The organism is Nostoc sp. C117 (genome assembly GCF_043099735.1).
Lineage (GTDB): Bacteria > Cyanobacteriota > Cyanobacteriia > Cyanobacteriales > Nostocaceae > Nostoc.
This window is the reverse complement of sequence record NZ_CP170991.1, coordinates 4,574,211-4,587,464: the sequence shown is the minus strand read 5'-3', so window position 1 is coordinate 4,587,464 and position 13,254 is coordinate 4,574,211. Positions and strand designations below refer to the sequence as shown.

Below are 13,254 nucleotides of genomic sequence, written 5' to 3'. Positions count from 1 at the left end.
GCTAACAGCACTCATTACTCAGCACTCTTTTGCCTCATGCCCTATTCCCAATTAAAAAATAAGTCGTCATTTTCCCTTTGTCTTTAACTTCAATTTCGCCGCGCTTTTCAAATAAAAATTGATTACACAAGCGTTTATAAGTATATTCTGTAACCTGAATTTTACTAGCAATGCCTTGGGATTCCATACATCTGGCGATGTTTCTCGTGTCTCCCCAGAGATCGTCAGTAAACTTTTTCAGACCAACTATTCCTGCTACTGCAGAACCGCTATGAATACCGATACGGATGTTGAAGTTTTGGTTATTTTCGGCATTAAATAAAGCGATCGCTGTTTGCATATCCAGGGCCATTTGGGCGACGGACTGAGCGTGATTTGGGCATTTGGGCAAGCCGCCAACTACCATATAAGCATCGCCAACGGTTTTGATTTTTTCTAAACTATGTTGTTCGGTGAGGCGATCGAAAGCTAAGAAAATTGGGTTCAGTAGGTTTACCAGTTGAATCGCATTCATAGAAGTAGCAATTTCGCTGAAGCCGATAATATCTGCAAATAAAATTGTGACATCAGCGACATCTTCAGTAATGCTAACTCGTTGTTCTCTTAAGGGTTTCGAGATTGCTGCTGGGGAAATATTCAGCAACAAGCGTTCGGTTTCTTCCTGTTGATGACGCAGTGCTTTTTCTGTTACTAATCTTTGAGTAACATTGCGAAAAATACCATGAGTAGCAACTGGATGACCTTCGACAAATTTACCGTTAATGTTGCCTTCTAAAAAGATTTTTTCACCAGTTTTGGTAATGAATTCAGCTGTTAGCTGCTCTAGCTTTTCACCGGAAAGCACGCGATAAAACTTTTGCCAACAATATTGTTTAAACTCTGGAGTTATGATATCAAAAATATTCATATTCATAATTTCAGCTTCGCTATATCCTAAAGTTTCTCGCCATGCACGATTGACATACAAAAAACGACCATAGGCATTAACGGCTTGAATTAAGTCATTAGTATTTTCAAATAAATCTCGATATCGTTGTTCGCTTTCTCTAAGTGCAACTTCTACTTGTTTGCGTTTGATAAAGTGGGCGATTTGGCTACCAATAGAACCCATCATTTTTAATAGTTCGGTATCTTTGGGTTGGATGTCTCGGCTAAAGAAAACCATCACCCCTAAGATTTCATTATCATCTACAATAGGAAAGCCAAAAGCTGCGTGTAATCCAGCTTCCGCAGCAGGTTGCGATCGCGCTTTATCTCCATTTTGAGTGATATCTTGAATCCACAAGGGCGATCGACCGATCCAAACTTCACCAGGTAACCCAACACCAGGTGTATAAGTAGTTTGCCAGGTAATTGCTTTAAATTCTCTCACCGAAACAACTCGACTTGACCAAATTTCCACACACCTTAGGACTACATTGACACTGTGTCTCTTTACTGAAGTGCCGATATATTGACTTGGTGTCCAAAGTTCACCTAAATCCCATCCCAAGTTTTGACAAATCGCCTGTAAAATTTGCGGAATTACCTGCTTTACACTCTGGGATTCTGATATAATCCGGGTGATAGCATACTGGGTGCTTGTACGCTGTTCTCTGTGCTGACGAGCAGTAATATCTCTACCAATATATACAATATCTTCTAATCCTTCTATTCTTTTCGGAATTACCGAACAAGAAAAAGCAACCAAACGCTTTTCTCTAGTTTTTGTTTTACAAACTACCTCTAAATTCTGAAAACTTTGCTTGAGAGAAAAATGTTGATAAATGGCTTTTATTACTACTTTGTCCTCAATTATTAATGATATAGATTGATTAAGTAATTCTTTTTCAGTAAAAGCAAATAATTTTTGAGCTGCGTTATTTACTTTGATTATTGTTCCTAAGTTATTAGTTACTAAAAAAGCATCTGCCATTGAAGTGATTACTCCATCCATGTAACTTTCACAAGATATCAAAGCACTGGATAGCAGATTCGCTTCATTAGCTTGCTGTGCTAACTTTTGTTTTAAAATAATTTTATCGGTAACATCCTCAATTAGTACAATTAATCTATTTTCAAATCTTTCATGCTGTTCGCCAATAATATATATATCTATGTATATATGAGATTGTTGCTTACAATCTCGTTTAATTTCTTGTAATTCAAATAGTTCTTGCTTTCCGTACAAGATAGCTCTCAAAATATCTTCAAGTCCGATAAACTCAGGAAAGCCTCGCCGGATATCTTTACCTTTTATCACCTCCTCTGGTTGGTGTGCAAACCGTTGTACTTGCTCAGATGTATCTAGGATGCAAAAACTATCATCCAATTCCAAGCGTTCAAATTTATTTGGAAAGGAAGGTTTGTTAAAAATCCGATCTAATACTTGATCTTTCATTGTAATGTGGGAGCAGACTTGAGAGGAAGATTCAAACAGGAGATTTTAGAGTATAAGAAGAAAAAATTTCAAATTATTGCTTTATAACAGCATCATTCGTCCGATAACTCAGGACTCAAGACTAATAAGTAGTAATTTAGCACTACTAATGGATAATTTTCTAAGTTATTGTTTCAAATGTTTGATAAATATACAAGCCTGTCAGGATAGAAATTGTTAATACTCAGTTTTTTTACTGACATTAATATTAATTTTTGGTAGGAATTTAGCACTCAGGAGTATTAATTTATAAGCATTCCCGTATAATCGTTCTAGTCATTCATAAAATATTCTCATCATTCATTAACTATTCTGACTTCTGAATTCTGACAATGATTTGCTCCATCGGGATTCAATAACTGAGCGTAAATAAACTTAACACTCATATGTTATATCTCTTGGAGGATTGACAATTGAATTAATATTATGTTTATTCAATCAGTCATACTTCATAGCGCGCCTTATAAGCGATCGCCAGTTTAACAAACTACCCCGACGCTATCTAGTCCTGGATAAGAAAATTGCAAAGAAGATTGTTAGCCCCTAGGTTGAAGTATAAAAAAGTACAATTTTGTGCCAATTCTAACAGTAAACTTTGATCGGATGTAAAATCGCACAGCGGAGGCGCAGCGCAATTATCAACAAGCTTTAGCTATCAATACTGAATTTGCCGATCGCACGGGAGGCGTTAGAGAAATTACCAGAGTGATGGAAAGGCGATCGTCGCTTGTTTGACATAGTTATATTTATATGTTCGTAAGATAAGATTGCTGATAGGTCAAATAGTTGCCAAGATAACAATTTATGACTCAAGCCATACCCCAACTAGTAACCTTTGAAGATTTTGCAGCATGGCGACCCGAAGGCGGAAGATATGAATTGCATGATGGGGTGATTGTTGAAATGGCACAACCACTAGGAGATCATCAGGATATTGTCGGATTTTTAGCTGAAAAAATTACTGTTGAGTACGTTCGGAATGGTCTACATTATTCCATCCCCAAAACAGCATTAGTCCAATCTGCTAGTAGCCAGTCTTGCTATTCTCTAGACTTGCTATTACTCAACCGTCTTGCTTTAAAACTAGAGCCACTTTGGCATAAATATTCTACCGTTAAATTTGCCGATTCCATCCCTTTAGTCATTGAAGTTGTTAGTACTAACTGGCGGGATGATTATCATAAAAAGTTAGGTGAATATGAAGAGATAGGGATAAAAGAATATTGGATTGTTGATTATTTAACTATCGGTGGTAAAAAGTTTATCGGTAATCCTAAACAACCCACTCTCTCTGTTTATCAATTAGTTGACGGTGAATACCAAGCTACTCAATTTAGAGGCAATGAGCGCATCGTCTCGCCTACTTTTCCAGAGTTAGATTTAACCGCCGAACAGATTTTTCAAGCTGGTGGATACCCTGCATAATTGCAAGGCAGCACATCAGTTTTCTGGTAATAGAGTTTCAGAATTGCTAGTGGGTGCTTCAGTGTATTCGCAAAAAATATTCAAGCCGATTTTGAGGATATATAAAACAATAACAGTAGCGATCGCTGGATCGATTGGTAAGCCGTGCGCCGTCGCTACACCCACAAGGGAAATAATCAAGCCTGTCAATAAAGGCGAACTCCCCGAATTCTTGCTGTATTCTTTAAGTTGACCGCGAAAACCATCATCGCCACAGAGTTCCTCACGCAATACTTTTAGTGTTACTTGCCAAAGTGATTTACTTTGTTGCATCAAAGGTTTCCCATTTTTTTCTATCCATAAATCCTCAAAAGCGGTTTCAACTTTGCCATTGTGTTTTTCCAAATGATTCAAAGCGTGTTGTGCAGGATCGTAATCTTGTAAAATCTCCCGTGCAACATTGATTTCTGTAAGACTTAATTGAGCATCCATTATTTATCCTTATTAGGCATGGGGCATTACTTCATTCTCCCTCATCCTCCTCATCTCCTTCATCCTCCCTACTCCCTGCAAGTCGCAAACTAGGTCAAAATTTAGATAAACGCGATCGCACCTACAACAATGCAGATTACCCAAAGTCTCCACACAGCAATTCTTGTAACTGACTTAGAACGCTCGGAACACTTTTATGGCAAAGTATTGGGGTTAGCCAAAATAGATCGTTCCCTAAAATACGCTGGTGCATGGTATCAAGTCGGCAACTATCAAATTCACCTAATAGTTGCACCTACTGTCCCCACCGAAAATCCTAACGAAAAATGGGGACGCAATCCCCACTTCGCCTTCTCAGTAGAAAACTTAGACGCCGCTAAAGAAGAACTGCTCAATCATAATTATCCCATTCAACCTAGCGCCTCAGGCCGTCCTGCTCTATTTACTCAAGACCCAGACGGGAATATTGTTGAGTTGAGTCAGCAGTAATGGGCAAAAAGGCAGAAAGGCAAAAAAGAGTGGAGTTTTTATGCTTGTTCACGAGTATCAAAGACTCATTAACGGAGTTCTGAGGTGGATTAATGAGTATCAAAGACTCATTAACGGAGTTCTGAGGTGGATTAATGAGTATCAAAGACTCGTTAACGGAGTTCTGAGGTGGATTAACGAGTATCAAAGACTCATTAACGGAGTTCTGAGGTGGATTAATGAGTATCAAAGACTCGTTAACGGAGTTCTGAGGTGGATTAATGAGTATCAAAGACTCATGAATGAGTCTTATTTATACCAGTTCGCTAAATTATAGCTAACTTCCTCTTCCTGTCCCAATACGGTTCAGTTAAGTATTTCTTCGTTCTCTTTGCGTCCTTTGCGGTTCGTTAAAAAATTGACTTTAACAAAGATTTTTAGCCTTAACTGAACCGTATTGCTTCCTGTCCACCCCAATGCCCAATACCTAATGAAAATAATTGCTTACTCTTACACCGATCCGCTATTAGAATCTTCTCCCGATCAAGCTTATTGGGGATGGGAGGTTGATGGAGTTTATCAAGATTTGGGCCGAGAGTCCTTTGGACATGCTACCCGAACGCAATTACAAAAATTACTCACCGATTGCCAAACTGAACCAGCAGATTATCTCCTGATCCGTCGCCTGGAAGAATTAGGGGATACTGTAGAGGAAGTAAGCGATCGCCTTAATGAACTCGAAGCGATGGGAGTAGCGGTAATTGCCACTGAACAAGCCTACACCTCCGAAAATTCCCCTCTTGGCGCTGACTTGCTGAATTTGCTACACGCCATCCAACGCGAACAACGTAGTCGTCGCATCCGTCAAGGACACGCCCGTAATCGTCTTGATGCTGCACCTCCACCAGGCAAAGTTCCCTACGGCTACCGCAGAGGTAAGGGAAAATATACCATTGACCGCAGTACTTCACCAGTGGTCAAAGATTTTTTTGACAATTTTTTACTCTATGGTTCCCTACGCGGTTCAGTGCGCTATTTAGCAAAAAAATACGGCAAGAAAATTTCTGTTACCACTGGGCGACGCTGGCTGACAAATCCAGTTTATCGCGGTAATACAGCTTACCAAAATGGTGAAATTATCTCCGATACCCATCTTCCGATCATTTCCAAGGAAGAAGCAGCCCAAGTTGACCGACTTTTACGCCGTAACAGCCGTTTACCATCTCGAACTGCTAGTGCTAGGCGTTCTTTAGCTGGGTTGGTTGTCTGTAGGGAGTGTCAATCACATCTGACAGTCACCCGTGTTACTCAACGCAACCAAAACAAAGAGTATCTTTATTTACGTTCTGTTAACTGTCCCCGAAATCCCAAGTGTCAAGCCATTCTCTACCAAGAGGTTTTAGAACAGACAATTGAAACGGTTTGTCGTGACTTACCCCTAGCTGTAGCGGGGATGAATTTTCCCCAGTTGGATGCAGTCAAGAATAGTTTAGGGGAAGCGATCGCCCGTCAGCAAGAAATACTCACTCAGTTACCCGCTTTAATTGAAACTGGAATTTTAGATACCGAAACAGCCAAGTTAAGGGCTTATAAACTCCGCACAGAAATTTCTGCACTCGAAGCCAAGTTGGCAATTCTCCCGCCAGTGAACTTGCGTTCTGTTGCCCAAGCCGTTTCTATTCCCCAATTCTGGTTAGATTTATCGGAAACAGAGCGACGATTTTACTTTCGAGAATTCATTCGTCAAGTTGAAATTATTCGCCAAGACCAAGAATGGAATTTACAAGTTATTTTTATTTTTTAATCGATAATTATTTATCTATAAGTCATCATTCAATACGGTTAGGATAAGTTTTTTAGAGCGCAAAGACTATATAAATCGCCGTCTTTACAAGAATCATTCCTTTTTAGAGACGGCGATTTATCGCGTATACTGCCTTTATCGAACCGTATTGAGTCATCATTAATAATTTAGTATTTATCAAACAGAATTCAGGAGTCAGGAGCCAGAATTCAGAATTTAATTCTGTTTGATTCTGACTTCTGACTCCTTCTTCAAAATACTCTAAATGTATAGAACTTGAAGACGAAAATGCTTTAATTTCTTTTTGCCCATAATGGGGAATATTTTCAACCGATATTCATTAACTAATAATATAAAATTCAGTATAAATCCTGTACTACTTGGTAATGAATTGTTTTCAAGAAGATAGATTTTTTGAAAAAATACTCAACAGGTAATGAGCTAGTTTTTACACCATTTATTTGTATCATTCGGCTCAAAAAATAGTCATTAAATAACTAAGCTAAATTTCCCGGAAAGATAGTACTAATTAGAGAAAGTTAAGTTAATCTTGGAAACTAGCAATCGTTAAGAAGATACGTTGTTACTGGGTGACAACATTGGAGATTCGCTCTGGTCTCTATGTAATCAAACCAGCAAGTAAAATGATTACCAGAGAATATGCAAGAAGGAAGCTTTATTTGGGGTCATCTAGAAAAACAGCATCGCACAGTTGGCAAATTGATTGACTGGGTATGGCTCATATTGTTGCTGTTAGCAGCAATTTTACTGTTTAGCGTCAATCTGGGAGGATTGCCCCTGCGAGATTGGGATGAAGGTACTGTGGCACAGGTTGCTAGGGAAATTTGGCACGCCCCACCAGGTTCAATGCATTGGCTTTACCCAACGCTAGGAGGCGAACCATATCATAACAAGCCCCCTTTAATGCATTTGCTAATTGCTTGGACTTATTCTTTAGGAGGCGAAAATGAATGCACTACACGCCTACCTGGAGCAATTGTAACAGCAACTTCAGTACCTTTACTGTATTGCATTGGCCGAGAGATATTTCGCCAACGCTGGGCAGCTATTTATAGTGCCATGATTTATCTAACAATGCTACCCGTTGTGCGTCATGGACGTTTGGCGATGTTAGATGGGGTGGTAGTAAGTTTTTTGATGGTGATGATGTTGTGCGTGTTGCGATCGCGCCGAGATTTACGTTATTGCCTTGGTGTTGGCATCGGTTTTGGGTTGATTTGCCTAACTCAAGGACTGCTAGGCATATTATTAGGTGCGATCGCAATCGTATTCCTCTTTTGGGATACACCACGATTACTCACTTGTTACTATCTGTGGATAGCCATTTTTCTCGGCATTTTACCTGTGCTTGGTTGGTACACCGCCCAACTAATTCACTATGGTTACACTGCTGCCCAAATTGGCATTGTAAATCCATCTCTGAGCCGAATTGGCACAGTTGCACAAGATAACTTTCAACCACCTTGGTACTATGTTCTTGAACTTCTCAAGTACACATGGCCGTGGTTATTATTCTTACCGCAAACTGTACGTTTAACTTGGGAAAATCGCAACCTTAGTTGGGCAAGATTAGTACTTGTATGGAGTGGTGTTTATCTGGTAGTAATTTCCTTGATGATTACCAAACTTGCCTGGTATGTATTCCCAATTTATCCCAGTTTAGCCTTAGCTTTTGGTGTCCAGTTAGCAGAGACTGAAAATTCACCTTTAGTATCATCCTATCCCCGTATTTGGGTAGCAGGTTTGGCGATTTTAGCTGTAGTCGCTTCTGTCGGCAGCATTTATTTTAGTTGGGGCACAACACCGAAAGCAGACTTACAGCTGATTTTTGCCGCAGTAGCTTTAACTATGACCTTAGCAGCTATTTTGGCAGAGCGCGGCGACGGACAATTTTTGAAGATTTTGTTCTGGGGAAGTTATATTTCCCTGCTACTGTTGATGAAATCTAATTACTGGGTTTGGGAATTATCTGAGGCTTATCCAGTTAAACCAGTCGCCGCGATGATAGTTCGGGCAAATCCAGCTACAAAGAAGATTTACACATCTTTTCCCTACTCTCGTCCGTCGTTGGATTATTATAGCGATCGCACCATTATTCCCGCTTCTGTTGGTGAACTGGAATATTATTGGCACTATAACGGGCAACCCTACTTCCTACTTCATGCATCTGTTCTCAACAATCTTCAACTAGAGTCCATGAGGCTAATTGACCAAGCTGAAGGTTGGAAATTAGTTACAAAAGATACGAATCGGCTCTAAATTTTGGGTATGGGCGTTAGGAGTGCTGAGTTAGGAGTTTTGTTTATCTCCTTTTCCCCTTGTCTCCCTCATCCCCCACTCAAAGCTACTAAAATATCCAGCCATAAAAACAGTGTTCTATTTGTTGGGGCAAATAGAACACTGTTTTTATAAGTATTATTGATTGCAAAATTAGAGAAATTAATTAAAGTAATATATTATCCTTGACAGGGTATATACTCATCTTATGGAAATTTTTCCCCTGGTTTTTTAATTTGCTCTGTAGGAACTATATGGCGATCGCTGTTAGTTGTTTCCTGAGTAATAGCAATCATACTAAAAAAAATGGCACTACCTACAGCAAAGGCCACCATAGGACGCTTGAGTAGGACAAAATCCCTCAGAATCCTAGCTAAAGGTCGGCTTTGACGGCGTAGCGCCGAAGAAATCATCATTTGTCTCCAAGTAAACGGATCGCGGACGTAATGACCGCTTTGGCAAACTACTAGCCTTTCTTGGCAATAGGGACAACAAAACAAGCCAATACTCGTTTTAACTGGTTTGGCTGTGGCATTTCTTTGGCAAATTGGGCAAGTAACATAATGATTATCAAAGGTGTGTATATTCATTTACCTCGTCCGCCTAGTCCATTTACTCGCTCTATAACAATAGCTATATTTAATTGGGATCAACACTTAGCAGACTTCTAAGTATCGTTTGACATCAGCTGTAAATCACACATACATTGTATTACCACCAACAATTGCTCAATGGTCGCAACACGAGTATAGCTAGATTTAAGCGAAAATGACTCCTCATTAATGCTTGTGGGTGCGTACACCCAGATCGCAGTAACTCTGTTGTCTCTAAAGAGTTTTACCCATCAGCGTAGGCGTTGCTCGCTGTAAGTATCGCTGACCCTTAAATAATAATTGTCTCTCATTTACACAGTTCTCCCCACAAAAATTTTGCATAGTGACATCTTTTGCTATAGCTTTGTAAATCGAGCAAATAAAGTCTACTTGTCTGGTTGCTAAATAATGGCTCACAATGAGAAGTAACAGATAAAAATTTAAATTTTTTCTTACATTTACCTCCCCTATCAATGACTCTCTTGCCTCCCACTCAACTGAGGAAGGTAACGGAACAACCTGCCTTTCCTTCACCTTCCACTCGCTTATCTCACCTAATTAACCGTTTTCAACCATCCCCAGAAACCGTAGTGCTGTTTTTAGCCATGTTGATTGGCGGTGGCACTGGTATGGGTGTAGTCACCTTTCACTATTTGATCGAACTGATCCACCATTTAATGTTAGAAAATTTGATGGGTCAGATTGGCGTTTGGGGTGCTTGGACTCTAGCCTGTGTTCCCATCCTTGGCGGATTAATCGTTAGCTTGATGCGCTGGCGTACTCAAGACTTCGGTCCTGGACTTTCATCACTCATCGCCGCCTCTCAGGGAACAGAGATTCGGCGACCACTACGACCAGTCACGAAGATGCTGGCCGCATCTGTTTCTTTGGGAAGCGGTGCATCTTTAGGACCAGAAGGACCAAGTGTAGAAATAGGTGCCAATTTTGGCATGTTGTTGTCTGTAATCCTCAACGTATCTCAAGAACGAAGACGTTTGCTCTTAGGTGCTGGCGCTGCGGCTGGATTAGCCGCTGGATTTAATGCTCCCATCGCTGGAGTATTTTTTGCCCTAGAGGTCGTAATGGGAGCGACATCTTTTGCTACTTCTGCTGTCAGTGTGGTGCTATTAGCGGCGGTGGTAGCAGCATTAATTGCTCAAATTGGTTTGGGGGCACAACCTGCTTTTGATTTACCTGCATACCAAGTCCGCAGTCCTTTAGAATTACCCCTTTATCTTGGGTTGGGTTTAGGCGCTAGCCTAGTTTCTCTAACTTATACTCAATCAATTCGCTTGGCTAAAGCTTGCTTTGCTGGGAAGGTTCCAGGGTTTCAGTTTTTGGGACAAATTCCTCAGCCAATTCATCCAATTATTGGTGGCGTTCTTGTCGGCGCAGTTGCTTTGCAGTTCCCGCAAATTCTCGGCGTTGGTTATGAAACTGTGGAAGCTATGCTTCAGGATGTCAAGTTTTCATTGCACCTATTAGTTGTGCTATTAGTGGTTAAACTACTGATGACTGCAATTAGTGCGGGTAGCGGTTTTGTTGGGGGTTTATTTGCGCCAGCGATGTTTCTAGGTGCTTCTTTTGGATCGGCCTACGCCAAAATTTTAGCTGCGCTATTCCCAACCCTTTGTGACCAAATGGCAGCTCCTCCAGCTTATGCAATGGTGGGAATGGCAGCAGTACTGGCTGGAAGTGTGAGGGCACCGTTAACGGCTATTTTAATGCTATTTGAATTAACCCGCGACTACCGCATTGTTTTACCATTGATGGCGGCTGTCGGTTTGAGTGTTTGGTTAGTAGAAAGGATTAAACCAACTTTTAACTCTAACTCTAATTTACAACAAATCGGTCTTTCGGAATTGAAAGATGAACAAGCGGAAATTGTGCAGAAGATTTTGGTAGAAGATGCTATGCACCCTTCTCCAAAAAAGTTACGTGCAACCCTTAGTGTTTTAGAAGCGGCTGTGGAAATGATCCGCGATCGCACACGAAGCTCTTTAGTCATTAATGAAGCAGAGCAATTAGTTGGTATTGTTTCTTTGGAAGATATTAACAGCGCCCTTAGTCTTGGGCAAACCTACCTAAATTTAGCAACTGAAATTCCAGATAATTTATCTAGTCAAACCCTTATGGACATTTGTACTACTGAAATTCTCTATGCATGGGAGGATGAACTATTATCTGAAGCTTTAGATCGCATGAGTCTTCGAGGTTTGCATCAGTTACCAGTGGTAGCACGAGATAAACCCGATCGCATTTTAGGTTTACTAGAAAAAGAGCAAATTGCATTAACTTGCAATTTAGCCGTTACGCGCAAAGCACTGCGTCACTATTTACCAGTATTACCTAAAACAGATATAGTTATTAGTCATTAGCCATTGGTCATTAATCGTTGGTCATTGGTCATGACTTTTTGGTCATTGGTTCTCACAAATGACTAATGAACAGAGGACAAAAGACAAACAACAAGTGACTATTGACAATTGACTAATGACTATATTATTAAGCTGTGGCTTCTAGGGCTTCATCATCTTCCCTGTCTTCTGGATCTACCTGGCGCAAACGAATGTGCTTTTTACCTAAAGTGATGATAAACTCATCGCCTGGTTTAAGATTCATCTGTTTTGTATAAGCTGAACCTATAAGTAAGTTACCATTCGATTGCACACTAATTCTATAGCTAGCACTACGTCCACCACGCCCATTAGCACTGGGTGTACTATCTAACTGAATGCCTTCTGCATCAATGAGGGCATTTAAGAACTTCATCATATTGACGCGCTCTATACCATTTTTGGTAACGGTATAGTATCCGCATTTCTTGGCTTTGTCTTCCTTGCTCTCGTTCTCTAGCTCTTTAACTTTTTTGAGCAGTTCTTCACCGACTAGGGGTTCAATTTTTTTCTGTTTAGGCATCAACTTAGGTCGAAAACGAATGTTTGAAGTGTTTGAATCGATTTTATTTTAGCTGAGGTTGAGCTAACAGGAAGATAATCCTTTAGTTTTCATCTCAACATAGCCAAGTATATTACACTCATAGCCATAATTGTTATGCAATTAGCAAATATTTCTCAAACAATTAATTCTATATAATGCTGGCAATGCTGATAACTATATATATTAGTTTGTGAATTACTGCTAGACTATACAAGTTTTAAGTTTTTTAAACTAACGCTCAAAAGGTTGTCTAGTTACTGAGGATGATAACTGAGTCAGAGAATGATAAGCAAAACTGATCCTTAGTCATTAGTCATTGGTCATTGGTCTAAATAAATGACAACGGACAAACAACAAAGGACAAAGGACAAACAATAATGAAACTAACTACCAGAGGACATTACAGTGTGAAGGCGTTGCTAGATTTGAGTTTACAGCCAAGAGATAGTCCTGTATCTGTAAAAGCGATCGCTAAACGCCAAGATATCCCAGCTCCTTACCTCGAAAAACTACTAATAGAAATGCGGCGTGGTGGGTTAGTGAAATCAATTCGTGGTAGCATCGGCGGATATCAATTGGCAAGAGAACCTGCACAAATATCTATAGGACAAATTTTAGAAGCAGTGGGCGAAAGCCTTACTCATTTACCCCATCTCACTCCAGCACCTGCACAAGCTGAAGATTGGGTAACATTTACCCTTTGGCAAAGGCTCAATCAAAAACTCAAAGAAGCTTTGTATAGTATTACTCTGGCAGACCTTTATTACGATGCTCGTAGCTGGCAAGCTTCCCTTGGTGAAGAAGCTAATTTTGTGGTTTAGTCAATGTTTATTGGG

Annotated in this window: 10 protein-coding genes; 6 read left to right on the top strand and 4 right to left on the bottom strand. The window is 40.1% G+C overall.

Annotation, left to right across the window (positions count from 1 at the left end):
• Positions 1–34: 34 nt before the first annotated feature.
• On the bottom strand, positions 35–2,380 hold the full coding sequence (locus tag ACFG4S_RS19870) for an adenylate/guanylate cyclase domain-containing protein (protein ID WP_392530755.1): 2,346 nt from the start codon (positions 2,378–2,380) through the stop codon (positions 35–37).
• Between the two features lie 843 nt (positions 2,381–3,223).
• Here ACFG4S_RS19870 and ACFG4S_RS19865 point away from each other — a divergent pair.
• Complete coding sequence (locus tag ACFG4S_RS19865; protein ID WP_392530754.1) at positions 3,224–3,844, top strand: Uma2 family endonuclease; 621 nt, start codon at positions 3,224–3,226, stop codon at positions 3,842–3,844.
• Between the two features lie 15 nt (positions 3,845–3,859).
• On the opposite strand, the gene ACFG4S_RS19860 is transcribed toward ACFG4S_RS19865, so the two are convergent.
• Complete coding sequence (locus tag ACFG4S_RS19860; RefSeq protein ID WP_392530753.1) at positions 3,860–4,315, bottom strand: hypothetical protein; 456 nt, start codon at positions 4,313–4,315, stop codon at positions 3,860–3,862.
• Between the two features lie 129 nt (positions 4,316–4,444).
• Here ACFG4S_RS19860 and ACFG4S_RS19855 point away from each other — a divergent pair, with 129 nt between their 5' ends.
• From ACFG4S_RS19855 to ACFG4S_RS19845, 3 genes are all read left to right on the top strand, one after another.
• Positions 4,445–4,804 (top strand): VOC family protein, encoded by a 360-nt coding sequence (locus ACFG4S_RS19855; RefSeq protein WP_392530752.1) that lies wholly within the window; start codon positions 4,445–4,447, stop codon positions 4,802–4,804.
• Positions 4,805–5,273: 469 nt separating this feature from the next.
• Positions 5,274–6,587, top strand: a complete 1,314-nt coding sequence (locus ACFG4S_RS19850; protein WP_392530751.1) for a recombinase family protein — start codon at positions 5,274–5,276, stop codon at positions 6,585–6,587.
• A 660-nt stretch (positions 6,588–7,247) separates the two neighbouring features.
• Positions 7,248–8,867: an ArnT family glycosyltransferase gene (locus ACFG4S_RS19845; protein ID WP_392530750.1), complete on the top strand. Its 1,620-nt coding sequence runs from the start codon at positions 7,248–7,250 to the stop codon at positions 8,865–8,867.
• A 224-nt stretch (positions 8,868–9,091) separates the two neighbouring features.
• Here ACFG4S_RS19845 and ACFG4S_RS19840 read toward each other — a convergent pair whose 3' ends face one another.
• Positions 9,092–9,475: a hypothetical protein gene (locus tag ACFG4S_RS19840; protein WP_392530749.1), complete on the bottom strand. Its 384-nt coding sequence runs from the start codon at positions 9,473–9,475 to the stop codon at positions 9,092–9,094.
• Between the two features lie 476 nt (positions 9,476–9,951).
• Between ACFG4S_RS19840 and ACFG4S_RS19835 the strand changes: the two genes are divergently transcribed.
• Positions 9,952–11,856 (top strand): chloride channel protein, encoded by a 1,905-nt coding sequence (locus tag ACFG4S_RS19835; RefSeq protein WP_392530748.1) that lies wholly within the window; start codon positions 9,952–9,954, stop codon positions 11,854–11,856.
• 127 nt (positions 11,857–11,983) lie between these two features.
• On the opposite strand, the gene ACFG4S_RS19830 is transcribed toward ACFG4S_RS19835, so the two are convergent.
• Complete coding sequence (locus ACFG4S_RS19830) at positions 11,984–12,397, bottom strand: AbrB family transcriptional regulator (protein WP_392530747.1); 414 nt, start codon at positions 12,395–12,397, stop codon at positions 11,984–11,986.
• Between the two features lie 398 nt (positions 12,398–12,795).
• Here ACFG4S_RS19830 and ACFG4S_RS19825 point away from each other — a divergent pair, with 398 nt between their 5' ends.
• Positions 12,796–13,239: an Rrf2 family transcriptional regulator gene (locus tag ACFG4S_RS19825; protein ID WP_392530746.1), complete on the top strand. Its 444-nt coding sequence runs from the start codon at positions 12,796–12,798 to the stop codon at positions 13,237–13,239.
• Positions 13,240–13,254 lie beyond the last annotated feature (15 nt).